Source organism: Marinobacter lutaoensis (assembly GCF_001981305.1).
In the GTDB taxonomy this organism is placed as follows: Bacteria; Pseudomonadota; Gammaproteobacteria; order Pseudomonadales; family Oleiphilaceae; genus Marinobacter; species Marinobacter lutaoensis.
Window position 1 is genome coordinate 548,923 of the sequence record NZ_MSCW01000001.1, and the last position, 18,058, is coordinate 566,980.

Annotated in this window: 19 protein-coding genes; 11 read left to right on the forward strand and 8 right to left on the reverse strand. The window is 64.0% G+C overall.

All coding sequences use genetic code 11. The annotated features are described in order from the left end of the window. Positions 1–91: 91 nt before the first annotated feature. The 5 genes from BTO32_RS02550 to BTO32_RS02570 form a co-directional block, all read right to left on the reverse strand. Positions 92–1,003 carry an AAA family ATPase gene (locus BTO32_RS02550; RefSeq protein ID WP_076722850.1) on the reverse strand — a complete coding sequence of 304 codons (912 nt, stop codon included), beginning with the start codon at positions 1,001–1,003 and terminating at the stop codon, positions 92–94. A gap of 7 nt (positions 1,004–1,010) precedes the next feature. After that, complete coding sequence (locus BTO32_RS02555; protein WP_076722851.1) at positions 1,011–1,934, reverse strand: carbon-nitrogen hydrolase; 924 nt, start codon at positions 1,932–1,934, stop codon at positions 1,011–1,013. Then, positions 1,931–2,983: an agmatine deiminase family protein gene (locus BTO32_RS02560; protein WP_076722852.1), complete on the reverse strand. Its 1,053-nt coding sequence runs from the start codon at positions 2,981–2,983 to the stop codon at positions 1,931–1,933. Before BTO32_RS02560 ends, BTO32_RS02555 begins: the two co-directional genes overlap by 4 nt. A gap of 99 nt (positions 2,984–3,082) precedes the next feature. Then, a complete protein-coding gene (locus BTO32_RS02565; protein ID WP_076722853.1) occupies positions 3,083–3,385 on the reverse strand; it encodes a hypothetical protein in 303 nt (100 codons plus the stop codon). 68 nt (positions 3,386–3,453) lie between these two features. After that, entirely contained in the window at positions 3,454–4,041 is a 588-nt protein-coding gene (locus BTO32_RS02570; RefSeq protein WP_076722854.1) for a PilZ domain-containing protein, read from the reverse strand. 118 nt (positions 4,042–4,159) lie between these two features. Between BTO32_RS02570 and BTO32_RS02575 the strand changes: the two genes are divergently transcribed. After that, complete coding sequence (locus BTO32_RS02575; protein ID WP_076722855.1) at positions 4,160–5,401, forward strand: lipoprotein-releasing ABC transporter permease subunit; 1,242 nt, start codon at positions 4,160–4,162, stop codon at positions 5,399–5,401. Then, positions 5,394–6,104 (forward strand): lipoprotein-releasing ABC transporter ATP-binding protein LolD, encoded by a 711-nt coding sequence (lolD, locus tag BTO32_RS02580; RefSeq protein WP_076722856.1) that lies wholly within the window; start codon positions 5,394–5,396, stop codon positions 6,102–6,104. Before BTO32_RS02575 ends, lolD begins: the two co-directional genes overlap by 8 nt. On the opposite strand, the gene BTO32_RS02585 is transcribed toward lolD, so the two are convergent. Then, positions 6,092–6,613 (reverse strand): DUF2062 domain-containing protein, encoded by a 522-nt coding sequence (locus BTO32_RS02585; RefSeq protein WP_425435211.1) that lies wholly within the window; start codon positions 6,611–6,613, stop codon positions 6,092–6,094. The genes lolD and BTO32_RS02585 overlap by 13 nt on opposite strands. A 168-nt stretch (positions 6,614–6,781) precedes the next feature. Between BTO32_RS02585 and BTO32_RS02590 the strand changes: the two genes are divergently transcribed. The 9 genes from BTO32_RS02590 (at position 6,782) to murB (ending at position 15,555) form a co-directional block, all read left to right on the forward strand. Continuing rightward, positions 6,782–9,076, forward strand: coding sequence for a DNA internalization-related competence protein ComEC/Rec2 (locus tag BTO32_RS02590; protein ID WP_245820254.1), 2,295 nt, complete (start codon positions 6,782–6,784; stop codon positions 9,074–9,076). 72 nt (positions 9,077–9,148) lie between these two features. Then, positions 9,149–9,775: a MotA/TolQ/ExbB proton channel family protein gene (locus BTO32_RS02595; protein WP_076722859.1), complete on the forward strand. Its 627-nt coding sequence runs from the start codon at positions 9,149–9,151 to the stop codon at positions 9,773–9,775. 5 nt (positions 9,776–9,780) lie between these two features. Then, positions 9,781–10,209, forward strand: a complete 429-nt coding sequence (locus tag BTO32_RS02600) for an ExbD/TolR family protein (RefSeq protein WP_076722860.1) — start codon at positions 9,781–9,783, stop codon at positions 10,207–10,209. Beyond that, positions 10,205–11,980: a lipid A export permease/ATP-binding protein MsbA gene (gene msbA / locus BTO32_RS02605; RefSeq protein WP_076722993.1), complete on the forward strand. Its 1,776-nt coding sequence runs from the start codon at positions 10,205–10,207 to the stop codon at positions 11,978–11,980. The genes BTO32_RS02600 and msbA overlap by 5 nt, the downstream gene beginning before the upstream one ends. Continuing rightward, positions 11,977–13,032, forward strand: coding sequence for a tetraacyldisaccharide 4'-kinase (lpxK, locus tag BTO32_RS02610; RefSeq protein WP_076722861.1), 1,056 nt, complete (start codon positions 11,977–11,979; stop codon positions 13,030–13,032). The genes msbA and lpxK overlap by 4 nt, the downstream gene beginning before the upstream one ends. After that, positions 13,025–13,213, forward strand: coding sequence for a Trm112 family protein (locus BTO32_RS02615; protein ID WP_076722862.1), 189 nt, complete (start codon positions 13,025–13,027; stop codon positions 13,211–13,213). The genes lpxK and BTO32_RS02615 overlap by 8 nt, the downstream gene beginning before the upstream one ends. A gap of 25 nt (positions 13,214–13,238) precedes the next feature. After that, positions 13,239–14,027, forward strand: a complete 789-nt coding sequence (gene kdsB / locus BTO32_RS02620) for a 3-deoxy-manno-octulosonate cytidylyltransferase (RefSeq protein WP_076722863.1) — start codon at positions 13,239–13,241, stop codon at positions 14,025–14,027. A gap of 2 nt (positions 14,028–14,029) precedes the next feature. Next, on the forward strand, positions 14,030–14,506 hold the full coding sequence (locus BTO32_RS02625; protein WP_076722864.1) for a low molecular weight protein-tyrosine-phosphatase: 477 nt from the start codon (positions 14,030–14,032) through the stop codon (positions 14,504–14,506). Next, complete coding sequence (gene murB / locus BTO32_RS02630) at positions 14,503–15,555, forward strand: UDP-N-acetylmuramate dehydrogenase (RefSeq protein ID WP_076722865.1); 1,053 nt, start codon at positions 14,503–14,505, stop codon at positions 15,553–15,555. The genes BTO32_RS02625 and murB overlap by 4 nt, the downstream gene beginning before the upstream one ends. A gap of 32 nt (positions 15,556–15,587) precedes the next feature. Here murB and BTO32_RS02635 read toward each other — a convergent pair whose 3' ends face one another. Then, a complete protein-coding gene (locus BTO32_RS02635; RefSeq protein ID WP_076722866.1) occupies positions 15,588–17,321 on the reverse strand; it encodes a proline--tRNA ligase in 1,734 nt (577 codons plus the stop codon). A 140-nt stretch (positions 17,322–17,461) separates the two neighbouring features. After that, the gene (locus BTO32_RS02640) at positions 17,462–17,959 is read right to left on the reverse strand and encodes an Lrp/AsnC family transcriptional regulator (protein ID WP_076722994.1); all 498 of its coding nucleotides are present in this window, start codon (positions 17,957–17,959) and stop codon (positions 17,462–17,464) included. Positions 17,960–18,058: the final 99 nt, after the last annotated feature.

Sequence of the window (18,058 nt, forward strand, 5' to 3'; positions counted from 1 at the left end):
AAATGGCAAAAGGCTATCATGAAACCGGGGTGATGCCATTCGATTCGGGCAATTCCACTGATTAAACCTAGCTATGCGGCCGGGCCCGGAACTATTCAAGTACCGGCACGTCGGTCAGCAGTTCCTGCACCCGTTCTTTGCTCTTGCCCGGTTCCCCCTGTTCCAGCCGGTGTTCCGCCACGGCGGGAAACACCGCTTGGAGATCGTCCGGCAGGACATGGTGCCGGCCTTCCATCAGGGCCCAGGCCTTGGCGGCGCGCAGCAGCCCCAGGCCGGCGCGGGGCGACAGGCCATAAAGCAGTCCCGGCAGACGCCGACTCTGCTCCAGCAGGCGCTGGACGTAATCGAGCAGGGCCGGGCTGGCGGTGACCCGGTGCACGCCGTTGAGCAAGGTGTCCAGGGCATCCGGAGTGAACTGGGGCTGCAGCTGTTCGGTCAGTCTCCGGCGGTCCTCGCCTTCCAGTAAGGCGCGCTCGGCCTTCGGGTCCGGATAGCCCAGGCGGATGCGCATGAGAAACCGGTCGAGCTGGGATTCTGGCAGCGGGAAGGTGCCGCCCTGTTCCGCCGGGTTCTGGGTGGCGATAACGAAGAAGGGCGCAGGCAGGGGGCGGGTCGCGCCTTCGATCGACACCTGCTTTTCCTCCATGGCCTCCAGCAGGGCGCTCTGGGTGCGCGGTGAGGCCCGGTTGATCTCGTCGGCCAGGACCACCTGGGCGAAGATGGGGCCGGGGTGGAAGACCAGTGCGCCGGCCTGCTTGTCATACATGGAATAGCCCAGAACGTCCGACGGCAGCAGATCGCTGGTGAACTGGATGCGCTGATAACTGAGCCCGAGAATCCTGGCCAGGGCATGGGACAGGGTGGTCTTGCCCATGCCCGGAATGTCCTCGATCAGGAGGTGGCCACGGGCCAGCAGGCAGCACAGGGCAAGGCGAATCTGTCGCTCCTTGCCCAGCAGGATGCCGTTGAGCGCGGTGATCGCATCGTCGACCAGCGTTTTCATGCCCGGATCAGTCTCTCACCCGCTTGACCAGATCGCCGTAGGCGTCGATCCGGCGGTCCCGGAGGTAGGGCCAGATGCGGCGCACGGACTCGGTGCGGCCGCGGTCGAGGGTGACGGCGAGGACGGTTTCGTCCTGGTCGTTCGCCCGCGCCAGGAACTCGCCCTGCGGACCGCAGATGAAGCTGTTGCCCCAGAAGCGGATGCCATCGCTGTGGCCGGAGGGGTCGGGCTCGGTGCCGACCCGGTTCGGTGCGATGACCGGCAGATTGTTGGCGACGGCATGGCCCCGTTGTACGGTGACCCAAGCCTCCAGCTGCCGGGCCCGTTCGTCCGGGCTATCGTTCATGTCCCAGCCGATCGCGGTGGGGTAGATCAACAGGTCGGCGCCCGCCAACGCCATCAGTCGGGCCGCCTCCGGGTACCACTGATCCCAGCACACCAGCACGCCAAGGTTGCCCACGGAGGTGCGGATCGGCGTGAAGCCGCTTCGGCCGTCGTTGAACTGGGCGTCGCCGGGGGTAAAGTAGAATTTCTCGTAGAAACCCGGGTCGTCGGGGATGTGCATCTTGCGGTAGAGGCCGGCGATCTCGCCGTCCTGTTCGAACACCACGGCGGTGTTGTGGTAGACGCCGTTCATCCGGCGTTCGAACACCGAACCCACCAGTACGATCTCAAGCTCCCGGGCCAGCGCCGACAGCCGCTGCGTGGTGGGGCCGGGGATGGGTTCGGCGAGTTCGAACACCGAGGTGTCCTCGGTCTGGCAGAAGTACAGGGTGGCATGCAGCTCCTGTAGAACCACCAGCTCGGCTCCCTGGGCGGCCGCCTCCCTGATCAGGGCTTCGGATGTCGCCAGGCTGATGTGCTTGTCGTTGCTGCACGTCTGCTGAATCGCGGCGACGCGCAGCTCCTGTGATTGGGTGGTGCGGGTCATGGTTTCACAACTCCTGCGGGCAGTTGCATGGTGACGCAGTGCAGACTGCCGTGTTGGTACACCAGCGGGCGGCAGTCAATGGGAATGATTTCCCGGTTCGGGAAAAGGTCTTGCAGGACGGCGATGGCTTCCCGGTCCTGGGGCACACCATAGATTGGCAGCAACACCGCCCCATTGATGATCAGGAAATTCGCGTAGGTCGCCGGTAGGCGTTCGCCGTCGTCGCCAAACACCGGGTCCGGCCAGGGCAGGGCGGTCAGCCGGTAGGGCTCGCCGTTGCGTTGCCGGAACTCCCGGAGTTCCTCCTCCATCGCCGCGAGGGCGCGGTAGTGCTCGTCGCTGGTGTCCGGGCAGGCGACGTAGCAAATGTGGTCCGGAGCGCAGAAGCGGGCCAGGGTATCGATGTGGCTGTCGGTGTCGTCCCCGGCGAGATAGCCGTGGTTGAGCCACAGCACACGGTCGGCGCCCAGGTTATCGGCGAGCTGCTGCTCAATGGCGGTCCGGTCCAGGCTGGGGTTGCGGGTGGGCGTCAACAGGCATTCGCTGGTGGTCAGCACGGTGCCCTGGCCATCGGACTCGATGGAGCCCCCCTCCAGGACAAAGTCCAGAGAAATGAGGGGGTGGGCTCCGAACACCCCGGCATTGGCCAGGTGACGGTTCAGGGCATCGTCCTTTTCCCAATGGAACTTGCCGCCCCAGGCGTTAAACCGGAAATCCAGCAGCTCGGCGCCGCGGTCGGTCAATACCGTAATCGGGCCATGGTCCCGCGCCCAGGTATCGTTGGCCGGAGCGGGGACCGTGACCACCCGCCCCGGCAGCCCGCGCTCCTCGGCATAGCGGTTGAGGTCTCGGTGAAGCTGCTGGAGGCGGCTGACGTGTTCGCAGCTGATCACCAGGTGTTCAAACCGAAGCACCGCCCGGGCAATGGCTTCGAACACGGTTTCCACCTCCGGAAGCCGGTCGGCCCAGTCGGTGCCCGGGTGGGGCCAGGTAAGCATGACTGCACTTTGGGGCGCCCATTCGGCGGGCAATACGCGTTTCGAAGTCACGGAGGAAGTACCTTACTCGCAAAAGCTGCCATTCTAACCAACGACTGGCGTTACGTCAGGATGCGAAACGCGAATTGTGCCGGGCGGGGTGGCGAGGGCTCAGTGTGAACGGTCGAGTACCGTGTGAATCACCCGATCCCGCTCAAAATAGACGGTGAAGCCCGGATAGCGCCACTGGCTGATCGGCGGCTCGCCCACCGGGCCGCGCACGCTTTGGGGCTCGCCCCACCGGGCCCGGACCGAGGCGGTGCTCATGCCGGCCCTGGGATAGTCGGCCTGGCTTCGGTCCGCCTGGCTGCCAACGGGCACCGCCAGTTCGTCCGCGTGCAGGGGGGTATGCGGAGTGAGTGACAGGGCAGCAAACAGGGTCAGGGCGCCGAGCAGGGTTTTGTTTTTCGTCATTGATGGATCTCCATGGATAAATCGTAATATCCGAAAAAGGTTAGCAAAGACAGCACCTTTTTCTCAGTTTATTCCTTTTGCCGTTGTCGGATTTGCCAACGCATCACATGACGGGCGATTTGTTGCCGGTCGCTGTCGTTCAGCCGGATGAATTCCGTGTGAACCCGCGTGGTACCGGAGGCTTCCGGCTGGCTGCCGAGGACCTCGGCCACCGCGACGGGGCGAAAAAGTTCCGGAGGCAGGGTCATCCGTAGGGCCAGCCGGTCGCCGGGACGCCAGTCTCCCTCCGGGCTGGAAAACGACAGACCGCCTTCGCTGAGGGTCACCTCCTGCCAGGCATCCGGTTGCAACGGATTTTGCTCAAAGGCCATAATGCGCGCCAGTATGTCGAGCTTGCCATTGAGGGATTTGATCAGGGCCGTCAGGGCCCGGTCCCGCTCGGCGAGACTGGCCAGCTGGCTTTTGACCTCGTGATCCAGCCGCACCAGCTCCGCTTTCAGTTGCCCGAGATGGTCACCGTCGAAGACATCGCCATCCAGAGGTGCATCGGCTGCCAGTCTGCGGACTTCCAGGCCGACCCGGTCCTCGATGCGGAAGTATTCCCGGCGCTCCGGGCCGGCGTCGGCCGTGTCGTCGGGGGTGGGGCGTGCGTGCATGATTCGGGCACCAGAATAGTCGTTGATAAAGAAAAGTTTAGCAGTTTCCCGGGACGGCTGGCACCGAAACGGGAAAAGAGTCCACCGAAGAATCAAAGGTAGCAACGGGCGCCTTTTCATGTTTAAACCTCTTTCGATTTGTATCGGCCTGCGATACACCGCGGCCAAGCGTCGCAACCACTTCATTTCCTTCATTTCCCTGACGTCCATGATCGGCCTGATGCTGGGCGTGGCGGTACTGATCATTGTCCTGTCGGTGATGAACGGGTTTGACCGGGAACTCAAGCAACGCATCCTGGGTATGGTGCCGCACGCGGTCATCGAAGGGGTGAACGGCATCGACGACTGGCGGGCGGTCAAGCAGGCGGTGCTGACCCATCCCCACGTCCTGGCAGCGGCTCCGTTTATCCAGGGGCAGGGCATGGTGACCGGCGGCGGCGAGGTTCGGGGCGTGCTCATCAACGGCGTTCTGCCGGATCAGGAGCGGACCGTGTCGATCATCGAGGATCATATGGTGGAAGGGTCGCTTGACGACCTGAAGCCGGGCGAGTTCGGCATCATTGTCGGCCGCTTGCTGGCCGCCAGTCTGCGCTTGCAGGTGGGCGACCGTGTGACCGTCGTGCTGCCGGAAGCCTCGGTCACGCCGGCTGGGGTGTTGCCCAGACTCAAGCGCTTCACGGTCAAGGGTATCTTCAGTGTCGGCGCCGAGCTGGATGGCAACTACACCCTGATTCACATGGACGATGCCGCCAAGCTGGTGCGCACCGGTGGCAAGGCTCAGGGCGTTAGGCTGCTGGTCGACAACCTGTTCGCGGCGCCGAAGGTGGCGCGGGATGCCGCGCGGACACTGGCGGGCCGGTACTATGTCTCGGACTGGACTCGTACCCACGGCAACCTGTTCCAGGCGATCCGCATGGAGAAAACCATGATCGGCCTGCTGCTGATGTTCATCGTGGCGGTTGCTGCTTTCAACATCGTGTCGACGCTGGTGATGGTGGTGACCGACAAGACGGCGGATATCGCCATTCTGCGCACCATGGGGGCTACACCGGGCCGGATCATGCGGATCTTCATTGTCCAGGGGGCGGTGATCGGAGTCTTCGGTACTTTGGTCGGCACCAGCCTGGGTGTACTCGGTGCCCTGAACATCAGCGCCTTTATTTCGTGGCTGGAAGGGGTGATCGGGCACAAGTTCCTGAGCGCGGATGTGTACTTCATCAGTTATCTGCCGTCCCAGTTGCAGTGGCAGGATGTGGCCATCATCAGTGGCGCCGGCCTGGCCATGAGTCTGCTGGCCACCATCTACCCTGCGTGGCGCGCGTCCCGTATCGATCCGGCGGAGGCCTTGAGGTATGAGTGAGAAGCAGGCAGCTGGGCACGCCGATGCCGCAGTCATCGAGTGCCGCTCGGTTACCCGAACCTATCAGGAAGGGCCGGAACGGCTCACCATCTTTTCCGACATTTCCCTGCGGGTGGCGGCCGGGGAAACCGTGGCCATCGTGGGCAGCAGTGGCGCCGGCAAGACCACCTTGCTCAATCTACTGGGGGGGCTGGACAAGCCATCCTCCGGTCAGGTGTGCATTTGTGGCGAGGATATCCACCGAATGTCCGAGTCGGCCCGGGCACGCTTTCGCAACCGTCACCTGGGGTTTGTCTACCAGTTTCATCATCTGCTGCCGGAATTCACGGCCCTGGAAAACGTGATGATGCCCTGCGCCCTGGGGGGCGTTTCGGTTGCCGAGGCCCGGGACCGGGCGCGGACGTTGCTGGATCAAGTCGGGTTGGGCGCGCGCCTGTCCCACAAACCGGGCGAACTGTCGGGCGGCGAGCGCCAGCGGGTCGCCATTGCCCGGGCCCTGGTCAACGCCCCCCAGTGTGTGCTGATGGACGAGCCGACCGGTAACCTGGATGAGCAGACCGGAGAAGGGGTGCGCCAGCTGATCGAATCCCTTCGGGACCGGTCCGGTATTGCGTTCGTGATGGTCACCCACGACATGCGGATGGCCCGCAGCCTGGGGCGGGTGCTGCGTCTGGAGCAGGGACGTCTGGTTCAGGAGGCCTGATCCGTCGCTCGGGCCCGCTGTTGCTGCCGGAGTCGCCAGCTGGCCCGGATCCGGCGTCGCCAAAGGTACTGGATGACCAGGTAGGAGGTGCAGGCGAATGCCGTGGCACAGATCAGCGACCCCAGGTACAGCGGTACACCGATTTCCAGAATGCGCTCGGCGATCCAGGCCCAGGACCAGTGGAATTCGAAATCCAGAACCGGCCGGTGCAGTACCCAGGCCCCGACCTTATAGTTGAAATAGAAAAGAGGCGGCATGGTGATGGGATTGCTGATCCAGACCAGCGCCACCGAAAGCGGCAGGTTGGCATTGAACCAGATGGCGAAAAACGCGGCCGCGACCATCTGAAAGGGCATGGGAATGAACGCGAACCAGATGCCGACCAGGAAGGCGCGTGCCACGCCGTGGCGGTTGATGTGCCACAGATTGGGTTCATGAAGAATATCGCCGAGAAAGCGCAGTGACTGTATGGACTGCACCTTTTCCGGTGTAGGCAGATAGCGTTTCATGAACTGTTTCGGCATAGGCAGCGGTGCCTTCTGTCGTGTGACCGTTCCGCGTACCAGGGACGACGCGGACCGAATTGAAACCCGGGAGGACAAGGAGTGTCCGGAACTGCAATCGGGGCCGCCTGGGCGGCCTTTTCGTGCGGCGTTATCTTACTGTATCGGTTGCCGGTGTTGCCAGCATGGACTTGGCTTGCCGGCGCCGCCATCGTGGTTTTCCTGATCGCGAGCCGGAGGCGGGCACGGGTGTTGGCCGCTCTGCTGGCCGCGAGTCTGGCCGGGATGGCCTGGGCCGCCTGGCATGCCGAGACGCGACTGGCTCAGCGCCTGCCGCCCTCGTTGGAAGGGCAGCCAGTGATCGTGCGCGGCTATGTGTGTGATCTGCCCACGCCGGGCCGTTTCCAGAGCCTTCGCTTCCGTTTCTGTGTCACCGAGTGGCCTGGCCAGACTCAGGGGATCCACCCACCGGACACCCTTCGGTTGTCGTGGTATCGGGGCAGCGCCGAGACCCTGCGGCGGCACCGGCTGCAACTGGACGTTGTGCTCAAACGCCCCCACGGAGCGCTCAATGCTGCTGGTTTCCGCTACGAGGACTGGCTGTTCCGGCACGGATACCGGGCGACCGGCAGCGTGCGTTCGGCGGCCTTCGATCCCGCGGTGCCCTGTCATGGGCACTGCCGGTATGCGCTAGCCCGGCAAGCGTTGGCGGACTGGGTGGAGGCCAGGTTCGGGGCGCTCGATCAGTACCCGTTGATCGCCTCGCTGATGATCGGTAACCGGCAGGCCATGAATGAGGAACATTGGGCCCTGCTCAAGGCTACGGGGACGGTGCACCTGGTGGCCATTTCCGGGCTGCATCTCGGCCTGGTGGCCCTGGCGGTGGCCTGGCTTAGCCGGCGTCTGCTGCTGATGCTGCCGGTCTCCTGGCTGTCCGAGCGTACGCTGCGTCGACTGGTATTTTTCCTGGTGGTCGCCGGCTGTCTGTGTTACGCCCTGGTGGCGGGGTTCACCGTGCCCACCCGGCGGGCACTGGTGATGGTGACGATCGCGTCCTGGACGCTGTTGTGTGCCCGGGAACCGCGCCCCTGGCAGAGCTTCTTCACTGCGCTGGGCTTGGTCCTGATGGCCGACCCGTTCGCGCCTCTGGATCCGGGATTCTGGCTGTCGTTTGCCGCGGTGGCTGTTCTGTTGTGGGTGCTCGTGGGCCGCCTGGGGCCGGTTGGCTGGCTCCCGGGGCTGATACTGACTCAGGTCGCCGTTTTCGCGGGCCTGTGGCCGATACTTGCGTCTCTTGAACAGGGTCAGCCCCTGGCGGGGTTGGTGGCCAACCTGTTTGCCATTCCTTGGGTGTCCGTTCTGGTCATGCCGGCACTGGCGCTGGCGGCGGTCGCAATGGCGCTGGCACCAGGGCTGGCGGAGCCGGTGGTGCCGGGCCTGGATGTGCTTCTGGGAGGCCTTTGGCAGCTGTTGGCGTGGGTTGCGTCCTGGCCCTGGCCGGAACCGGCGTATGCCGGCGCAGGGACACTGGGCCTGGTTGCCGCTGTGCTGCTTCTGGCCCTGAGACTGCCGTTGCCGGGGCTGCCGGTGGCCGTTCTGTTGTCGCTGCTGGTCTGGTGGTGGTCGCCGGTGCCGTCGCCAGCGTCAACGGCGACGGAGTCGGTCACGGTTCTCGATGTGGGGCAGGGTCTTTCCGTGGTGATTCAGGCCGGCGGCCACGTTTTGGTGTACGACACCGGTCCGGCCGTGGATGGCGTGTTTTCCAGTGTGACTTCCACGCTGGTCCCGGTGCTTCGGAGTCGGGGCATCCGGCGTATCGATCACTTGGTGCTCAGCCATGCCGACCAGGACCATGCCGGGGACGTGGCGGGGCTGCTGGCCCGGATGCCGGTCGGGCGCATCGAAACGGGCGAGCCCGAGCGTATCCGGGAGCGGTTGCCGGAGGCTCCACAACCGGTATTGCCCTGTCGTCGGCGACGCGAAACCCTCGGTGGGTTCGATCTGCTGTTCTGGCACAGCCGGCATGCCCAGCGGGGTAACGACGCATCCTGTGTCCTGATAGTGCGCCACCGGGCGTCCGGGGTGGAGTGGGTGTTGCCGGGAGACCTGACTGTCACGACGGAGCAGGAGTTTCTGCGGGATGATGTCCTTCAGGAATCACCGACCTATCGCATCGTGATTGCCCCCCATCACGGTAGCAAAACCTCGTCTTCTCCGGCCTGGGTGACGCACCTGGCGCCGAATCTGGTGGTCTACAGTGCCGGTTACCGGCACCGTTTCGGCCACCCCCATCCGTCGGTGACGGCGCGTTACCGGGCGGTGGGCGCGACCGCGCTGAACACCGCCTGTTCCGGCAGCCTCACCTTTTCCGTGGCCGCGGAGGGGCTGGATATCGTTGAGGCCCGCAGCCGTGCTCCGTTCTGGATCTCGGCTCCGGGACTGGCCCGGTCACAATGCGGCCAACCGTGATGTAACGGGTGTGGCCAGGCCCCGCAGCTATGCTAAAGTAGCGCGGCTTGTAACTGATCAGGGAGACCAAGCGTGTTCGAGTTGTTGAAAGCCGGCGGCATTTTGATGGTGCCCATCGTGGCCTGTTCCATTCTGGCACTGGCCATCGTTCTGGAGCGTTTCTGGACACTGCGCGCGTCGCGGGTGGCACCGCCCCAAACCATCAACGAGCTCTGGCGCTGGATCAAGAAAAAGGAACTCAACGGCCGCAAGCTCAAAGCCCTGCAGGCATCCTCTCCCCTGGGGCGAATCCTTGCCGGTGGTCTTCTGAATGCCAAGCATGGCCGGGAGATCATGAAAGAAAGCATTGAACAGGAAGCCAGCCAGGTCATCCACGAACTGGAGCGTTTTCTCAATCCTCTGGGCACCGTGGCCACCATCGCGCCGCTGCTGGGGCTGCTTGGCACAGTGATTGGCATGATCAAGGTGTTCGCCGAGATTCAGCTGGCCGGGGTGGGCAACGCCGCCAACCTGGCTGGGGGGATTTCCGAAGCCCTGATCACCACCGCGGCCGGGCTGTCGGTCGCCATTCCGGCCCTGATTTTTCACCGCTACTTCATTCGCCGGGTCGACGAGCTGGTTGTCAGTATGGAACAGGAAGCCATCAAATTGATCGAGGTTGTGCACGGGGATCGTGAAATCGACGTGGAAGGAGCCTGAACACCGTGAAGTTCAAGCGCCAGAGAAGCCAGGAAGTGGGCGTTGACCTGACCCCGTTGATCGACGTGGTCTTCCTGCTGCTGATTTTCTTTATGGTATCCACCACGTTTACCCGGGAAAGTCACCTCGAAGTGGAGCTGCCGGAAGCCAAGGGTGAGGTGGCGCCGCCATCGGAGGTGAAGCAGATCGATGTCGTTATCACCGCCGAGGGGCAGTATTTCCTCAATGACCGGCCACTGGTGAACAACCGGCGGGAAACCCTGGAACGGGGGGTCCGGGAGCTGGCCGGGGGTGACACCTCGTTGCCGTTCATCATCACCGCCGATGCCCGTACGCCGCACGAGTTCGTGGTCCGGGCCATGGACGTTGCCGGTCGCCTGGGGTTCGCCAAACTCAGCATTACGACAGAGCGGGAGGCCGAGTCCGGTGATTAAGGCGCCCTCCGCCCAGCCCGCCCTGACGCCGCCTCCGACCGGAGGATGGGACACCTACAAACGCCTGCTGTCATACGTCAAGCCCTTCTGGGTGGCGTTTTCCCTGGCGGTGGTGGGGAACATCATCTACGCGGCCGCCTCCACCGGTATGGCGGCTGCCATGGAATATGTGATTGCGGCCATCGAGCATCCCACCGACGAAAACCGGTTGCTGCTGACCCTGGTGATTGTCGGCGTGTTCGCCTTGCGCGGTGTTGGCACGTACATGAGCAGCTATTTCATCAGCTACGTCGGCCGGCATGTCATCAACGCCCTGCGCAACGACCTGTTTGACCGGATGATGACGTTGCCGTCCCGCTACTTTGACGACAACGCCTCCGGGCGCCTGGTGTCCAAGCTCACCTACAATGTCGAGCAGGTGGCCGAGGCCACCACCAACGCGGTGACCACCACCCTTCGGGAAGGGCTGACCATTGTTGGTCTGCTGGGCTTCATGCTGTACACCAACTGGAAGCTGACCCTGCTGTTCCTGACCATCGGCCCCATCATCGCAGGTGTGGTCAGCTACGCCAGCAAGCGCTTCCGCAAGATCAGCCGGCGGATCCAGGGGTCGATGGGGGATATCACCCACGTAGCCTCCGAATCCATCGTTGGTTACCGGGTGGTCCGTACCTTCGGTGGCGAGGAGTACGTGCGGAACCGGTTCCGGGCGGTCAGTGAGCGCAACCTGCGCCAGAGTCTGAAAATGGCCGCCACTCAGGCGACCAGCGTGCCGGTCATCCAGGTCCTGGTGGCCATCGCCATTGCACTGCTGGTGTGGATGATGCTGGCTCCGGAAATCCGTGGTGAGATGACCACGGGGCAGCTGGTGGCGTTCCTGACCGCGGCCACCACCATGGCCAAGCCGATTCGCCAGGTCACCAACATTCACGCCAAGGTACAAAAGGGCGTGGCGGCGGCCCACGACATCTTCGAGACCATCGACGAGGCTCCCGAGGAGGACCCGGGCCAGCACGCACCCGAACGGGTGGCGGGCGACATTGAATTCCGCGACGTTTCCTTCCGGTACCGCGACCAGCTGGATGATGTGCTTCGCGACATCTCCCTGACCGTGCCCGCCGGCCAGAGCGTGGCCCTGGTGGGTCGCTCCGGCAGCGGCAAATCGACGCTGGTCAGCCTGTTGCCACGTTTCTACGAGTACACCGGCGGTGAGATCCTGATCGACGGCCGACCGCTGCGTGATTACACGCTCAAATCCCTTCGGGCCCAGATCGCGCTGGTGACCCAGAATGTGGTGCTGTTCAACGACACCGTGGCTGCCAACATTGCCTACGGCGCGTTGCGGGACTGCTCCCGCGAGGAAATTCGGGCGGCTGCCGAGAAAGCCCACGCCCTGGAGTTCATTGATCGCATGCCCAACGGGCTGGATACCGTGATCGGCGACAACGGCGTGATGTTGTCCGGTGGTCAGCGCCAGCGGCTTGCCATTGCCCGGGCACTGCTCAAGGACGCCCCGATTCTGATTTTGGACGAGGCCACCTCGGCACTGGATACCGAATCCGAACGGCACATTCAGGAAGCGCTGGAAACCGTCATGAAGGGCCGGACCACCCTGGTCATTGCGCACCGGCTGTCCACCATCGAGAACGCCGACCGGATCCTGGTCATGGACAAGGGACGCATTGTCGAGTCCGGTCGTCACGACGAACTGCTTGCCGCTGGCGGTGCCTATGCCCAGCTGCACCAGGTCCAGTTCAGTGAACAGGCATGAGCTCGCTGGTTGATCGACTGTGGTATGGCGGAGGCCGGCCCCTGCGCTGGCTGATGCCGCTGTCCTGGCTCTACCAGGCGGTGGCGGAGGCCCGTCGCCGCAAGGCCTGGACGGAACGCCACCAGAGCCTGCCGGTGCCGGTGGTGGTGGTGGGCAACATCACCGCCGGCGGTACCGGAAAATCCCCGCTGACCGCCCGGCTGGTGGCGGCCATGGTGGCCGCGGGCTGGCGACCGGTGATCCTGAGCCGGGGCTATCGCGGCAGATCCCGGGAATACCCGTTGCGGGTGACCGGTGATTCCGATCCGGCGCTGGCCGGCGACGAGCCGGTGATGCTGGCCCAGGCCACGGGCGTGCCGGTGGTGGTCGACCCCAGGCGCTCAAGGGCTGCAGCCCATGCTCTGTCTCAGTCGTTGGGCGATGTTCTGATCTGTGACGACGGCCTGCAGCACTACGCTTTGCCCCGCGACATCGAGTTGGCCGTATTTGACGCCAGTCGCGGGCTGGGTAACGGCGCCCTGATTCCGGTGGGCCCGCTGCGCGAACCCGTGTCTCGCCTGACCGGGGTGGACTTCGTGCTGGTCAACGGTGCCGACGGCGACCGGGACGGGCGTCTGGCGGCCTTCGCCGGAATCGAGCACCCCGGACTGTTTGCCATGGGGCTGCGCGCCACCACGCTGGTGCACCTTCGGACGGGCCGGCGAGCGCCGCTATCGGAGTTGCGGGGGCGGCCGGTTCACGCACTGGCCGGTATTGGCAACCCCCGCCGGTTCTTCGACATGCTCCGAAGCCTGGGAGCAGAGCTGCGGGCAACGGCCTTTCCCGACCACCACCGGTTTTCCCAAGCGGATCTGGCCAGCCGTGCCGGGGAATGGCTGGTGATGACGGCAAAGGACGCCGTAAAATGCCGTGGGTTCGCGCCCGACAATGCCTGGTATCTGGCCGTGGAGGCAGAGGTTCCCGATGCCTTTCTGGACGCCTTCCTGGCGCAGCTGGATGCCAGTGCCCGACAATTCAACGATGCAAGACACATGAGAACGGACCATGGATAAGAAGCTGATCGCGTTACTGGCGTGCCCTGTGTGCAAGGGGGAACTCAAGCTGGACCGGGACAGGAACGAACTGATCTGCTATCAGGACGCCATGGCGTTTCCGATCCGGGACGGCATTCCTGTCATGCTGGCGAGCGAGGCCCGGACCTTGACCACCGACGAACGCCTGGACAAGCACTGACCGGCCGCAGGAGTATCGAACAGCCATGAGTTTCACCGTTGTTATTCCCGCCCGCTATGCCTCCACCCGGTTGCCGGGCAAACCCCTGGCCGACATCGCGGGCAAGCCCATGATTCAGCACGTCTGCGAGCGCGCCGCCGAGAGCCTGGCCGGTCGTGTGGTGGTGGCCACCGACGATGACCGTGTCCGTGCGGCCTGCGAGGCGTTCGGCGCCGAGGTAGTCATGACCTCTCCGGATCACGCCAGCGGCACCGACCGGCTGGAAGAAGTGGCCCGCCAGCTTGGCCTGGAGCCGGACCACCGGGTGATCAATGTTCAGGGCGATGAGCCCCTGATCCCTCCGGCGTTGATCAATCAGGTGGCGGAAAACCTGGAGCAGTACCCGGAAGCGGCGATCGCCACGCTGTGCGAACGCATCCATGACATCGAGGCGCTGTTCAACCCCAATGTGGTCAAGGTGGTGTTCGACCATCAGGGGATGGCCCACTATTTCAGCCGCGCGCCCATTCCCTGGGCCCGGGACACGTGGCCCGATCTGGCCGCCGCCGCCCAAGGGCTGTGCTCGCTGCCGGATGGGGTGGGCTATTTCCGGCACATCGGCATTTACGGTTACCGGGCCGGCGTATTGAGCGATTTCGTGTCCTGGGCGCCGGCACCGACGGAGCGCACTGAAAGCCTGGAGCAATTGCGGGCCCTGTACAACGGCGCGCGGATCCATGTAGACATCGCCGCTGAGAACCCGCCGGGTGGTGTCGATACCGAAGCCGACCTGGCCCGTGTACGCCAGTGGTTCGCCTCCCGGGGGGAGGGCTGATCATGCCCGAACGCACACGGGTTCTGTTCGTCTGCCTGGGCAACATCTGCCGCTCGCCCAGCGCTGAGGGCGTGTTTCGAGCGCTGGTGCGCGAGGCGGGGGCGGACTGGATCGAAACGGATTCCTGCGGTACCGGTCATTGGCATATCGGCAAAGGGCCCGACCCCAGGGCCGTGGCCGCGGCCCGGCGCAGGGGAATCGACATCAGTGACCTGCGCGCCCGCCAGTTCCGGGCATCCGATCTGGACGACTTTGACTTCATTCTGGCCATGGACCGGCAGAACCTGGCGGACATCCGGGACATTTGGCATCAGAATGGCGGGACCGAACCGGAGCTGTTCCTTGCCTATGGCTCTACAGCGCACGAGGAAGTCCCGGATCCCTACTATGGCGGTGATCAGGGATTCGAGCACGTGCTGGATCTGATCCACGACGCCAGCCAGGGCCTGCTCGCGCATATCATGGAGCGGCGCCGTTGACCGAGCAGTTGTGCATTCGTGAACGGGTCGATCTGCAGCCGTTCAATACCCTGGGCGTAGCGGCCCGGGCCCGCTATTTCATGGAGCTGACCGACCCGGCCCAGGTACCGCCCGCCCTGTCCTGGGCCGCCGAACGTGGCCTGCGGCCGCTGATTCTCGGTGGCGGCAGCAATCTGATTTTCGCCGGGGCGGAGATCCATGCCCTGGTTCTGCGCATGGCCATTCCGGGCCGCCACTGGGAGCGGGTCGAGGGCGATGAGGCAACCCTGGTGCTGGGCGCCGGGGAAAACTGGCATGAGGCGGTTCTCTATGCTGCCCGGTCCGGTTACCGGGGCATTGAGAACCTGGCCCTGATTCCGGGAACCGCGGGCGCGGCGCCGGTTCAGAACATTGGCGCTTACGGCGTGGAACTGTGCGAGGCGCTGGAATCGGTGACGGCGTTCGACCGGGAACGGGCGCAATGGCGGCGACTGGGCACCGACGAGTGCCGCTTTGCGTACCGGGACAGCCTGTTCAAGCAGTACCCCGGCCGCTTCGTAATCTCGCAGATCCACCTACGCCTGTCCCGGAGCCAGCCCCTGCGACTGGAGTATCAGGAGCTGCGAGATTACCTGGCGGACTGCCCGGTGTCATCTCTGGACGCCCTGGCCGTGGCCCAGGCGGTGATGGCCATCCGCCGGCGCAAGCTGCCGGACCCGGCGCGGATTCCCAATGTCGGCAGTTTTTTCAAAAACCCTGTGGTGAGCGAGGCGGACTACGCCCGGCTCAAGTCCCGGCATCCGGGGCTGCCGGCCTATCCGCAACCCCAAGGCGTCAAACTGGCGGCAGGTTGGCTGATCGACCAGTGTGGCTGGAAAGGGTATCGGAACGGGACGGTCGGCGTACACAACCGGCAGGCGCTGGTGTTGGTCAATCACGCCGGTGGTTCCGGTCGTGACGTGCTGGCGCTGGCCACGGAAATCCGGGCCTCGGTCCTGGAGCGGTTTGGCGTGGAGCTGGAGATGGAGCCCGGGGTGGTCGGCGGCGCCGGGCTTCCTCCTATCGGCTAGCGCCCGCGTGGCCGCCGCGGGCGCCGTGGGTCTCAGAGCCCTTTTCGGGGCGATACCTTGATCAGAAACGACAGCGCGTCCTCCAGTGGGATGTCCTGTTTGTCCGTGTCCCGGCGACCCTTGTACTCCAGAGTGCCCGCAGCCAGTCCTCGGTCGGACACGACCAGACGGTGAGGGATGCCGATCAGTTCCATGTCCGCGAACTTGACCCCCGGCCGCTCGTTACGATCATCCAGCAATACATCGAAGCCGGCTTGGCGCAACTGCTCGTACAACTTCTCGCCGGCTTCCGCCACGGCGGCGGACTTATGGGCGTTGAGGGTAACGATGGCCACTTCGAAGGGGGCGATGGCGTCCGGCCAGATGATGCCTCGATCATCATGGTTCTGCTCGATGGATGCGGCCACGATCCGGGATACGCCAATGCCGTAGCACCCCATTTCCATGACGACGCTCTTGCCGTGTTCGTCCAGAACCGTCGCGTTCATGGCCTCGCTGTATTTTTTGCCCAGCTTGAAGATGTGGCCGACCTCGATGCCCCGGCGAATCTCCAGGGTGCCCTTGCCGTCGGGGCTCGGGTCGCCCTCGACCACATTGCGCAAATCCTCGACGCGGGCGAGCGGCACGTCCCGTTCCCAGTTGACGCCGGTCAGGTGATAACCATCCCGGTTGGCACCGCAGATGAAATCCGCCAGATGCGCGGCGCTACGGTCCACGATCACCGGCACCGGCAGATTGACCGGACCCAGGGAGCCCGGCGCGCACCCGATGGCGTTTCGGATTTCCTCGTCGGTGGCCAGGGTCAGCGGCTCGGCAACGCCGGGCAGCTTTTCCGCCTTGATGGTGTTCAGGGTATGGTCCCCGCGCAGTACCAGCGCCACCAGACCGGCCTCACCGTCCGTGCCGGCTTCGCCCCTGACCACCAATGTCTTGACGGTGCGGCGGGGGGCAACGCCCAGGAAGTCTGAGATGTCGCCGATGGTTTTCTGCTCGGGCGTCGCTACTTCCCGCAGAGGCTCGGTCGGCGCCGGACGTTCACCGGCCGGTGCCAGGGCCTCGGCTTTCTCAATGTTGGCGGCGTAATCGCTTTCAGTACTGAAAGCGATGGCGTCTTCGCCGGAGGCGGCCAGTACGTGGAATTCGTGGGAGGCATTGCCGCCAATGGCGCCGGAATCGGCTTGCACCGGACGATAATCCAGGCCGAGACGGTCGAAGATGTTGCAGTAGGTGCGGTGCATGACCTGATAGGTCTCGTCGAGCGACTCGGCATCCAGATGGAAGGAGTAGGCGTCCTTCATGATGAACTCCCGGGCCCGCATGACACCAAAGCGGGGACGGCGTTCGTCCCGGAACTTGGTTTGGATCTGGTAGAAGTTGGCGGGCAGTTCCTTGTAGCTCTTGAGCTCATTACGGATGAGGTCGGTGATCACCTCTTCATGGGTGGGACCGAAACAGAAGTCCCGGCCGTGCCGGTCGTTGAGGCGCAGCAGTTCGCCGCCATACTGGGTCCAGCGTCCGGACTCCTGCCACAGCTCGGCCGGCTGGACCGCCGGCATCAGCACTTCCTGGGCGCCGCTCTTGTCCATTTCCTCGCGAACAATCCGCTCCACCTTGCGCAGGGTACGAAGCCCCAGGGGCAGCCAGGTGTACAGGCCTGCGGCCAGTTTTCGGATCATGCCGGCTCTCAGCATCAGCTGATGGCTGATGATTTCCGCGTCTGCCGGTGTCTCTTTCAGGGTCGCTATCAGGTAACGGCTTGCTCGCATCGTGTCTTCCGTATTGGTCAGGATCGGGAATGTTGCGCCGGTGTCCGGGTACCGCGCCCGCCCCGGCGTTGGGTTTTGTCCTAGCTGTCGGCTATTGTACGGAGCCTGTCAGGAGAGGTACAGACGCTCGCCCCCCCGCCTTATGCCAGGTAACCGAGCGGCAGGGCCGTGCTGTCGATGACCCGCCTCAGCACGAAGCTGGAATGGACGCCGCTGACGCCGGGGATGCGGGTGATGTGGTTGAGCAGAAATTCGTGATAGCTGTCCATGTCCGGTACCACCACCTTCAGCATGTAGTCGGCATCCTGGCCGGTGATCAGGTAGCACTCTTGAACTTCTGGGTAACCGGCCACCTGTTCCTCGAACGCGGAAAAGCGTTCCGGGGTGTGCCGGTCCATGCCGATCAGGATGATGGCGGTGAGCGAAAGTCCGAGTTTCTTGTGGTCAAGTATGGTGGCTCGGCGCAGGATGATGCCGGCATCCTCCAGCGCCTTGACCCGTCTCAGACAGGGGGAGGGGGACAGGCCGACCTTTTCCGCCAACTCCTGGTTGGTCAGGGCGCCATCTTTCTGGAGCCACTCCAGAATCTTTCGGTCGGTTTTATCGATTTTTACCAATCCCTTGTTTGCTTTGGACATGTTCATTCTTTATTTTCGTGATTGTTAAAATTTAATGCTAAAAAATAGGCCATTTGGGGGCAAGAAAGCAAGAAAATGGCGATTCCGTTGAGTTAGCAT

What these genes read in the sequence shown, in the direction of transcription:
- BTO32_RS02550 (WP_076722850.1), bottom strand. Translation starts at nt 1,003, where the DNA reads ATGAAAACGCTGGTCGACGATGCGATCACCGCGCTCAACGGCATCCTG.
- BTO32_RS02555 (WP_076722851.1), bottom strand. Translation starts at nt 1,934, where the DNA reads ATGACCCGCACCACCCAATCACAGGAGCTGCGCGTCGCCGCGATTCAG.
- BTO32_RS02565 (WP_076722853.1), bottom strand. Translation starts at nt 3,385, where the DNA reads ATGACGAAAAACAAAACCCTGCTCGGCGCCCTGACCCTGTTTGCTGCC.
- BTO32_RS02570 (WP_076722854.1), bottom strand. Translation starts at nt 4,041, where the DNA reads ATGCACGCACGCCCCACCCCCGACGACACGGCCGACGCCGGCCCGGAG.
- BTO32_RS02575 (WP_076722855.1), top strand. Translation starts at nt 4,160, where the DNA reads ATGTTTAAACCTCTTTCGATTTGTATCGGCCTGCGATACACCGCGGCC.
- lolD (WP_076722856.1), top strand. Translation starts at nt 5,394, where the DNA reads ATGAGTGAGAAGCAGGCAGCTGGGCACGCCGATGCCGCAGTCATCGAG.
- BTO32_RS02585 (WP_425435211.1), bottom strand. Translation starts at nt 6,613, where the DNA reads ATGAAACGCTATCTGCCTACACCGGAAAAGGTGCAGTCCATACAGTCA.
- lpxK (WP_076722861.1), top strand. Translation starts at nt 11,977, where the DNA reads ATGAGCTCGCTGGTTGATCGACTGTGGTATGGCGGAGGCCGGCCCCTG.
- BTO32_RS02615 (WP_076722862.1), top strand. Translation starts at nt 13,025, where the DNA reads ATGGATAAGAAGCTGATCGCGTTACTGGCGTGCCCTGTGTGCAAGGGG.
- kdsB (WP_076722863.1), top strand. Translation starts at nt 13,239, where the DNA reads ATGAGTTTCACCGTTGTTATTCCCGCCCGCTATGCCTCCACCCGGTTG.
- BTO32_RS02625 (WP_076722864.1), top strand. Translation starts at nt 14,030, where the DNA reads ATGCCCGAACGCACACGGGTTCTGTTCGTCTGCCTGGGCAACATCTGC.
- BTO32_RS02635 (WP_076722866.1), bottom strand. Translation starts at nt 17,321, where the DNA reads ATGCGAGCAAGCCGTTACCTGATAGCGACCCTGAAAGAGACACCGGCA.
- BTO32_RS02640 (WP_076722994.1), bottom strand. Translation starts at nt 17,959, where the DNA reads ATGTCCAAAGCAAACAAGGGATTGGTAAAAATCGATAAAACCGACCGA.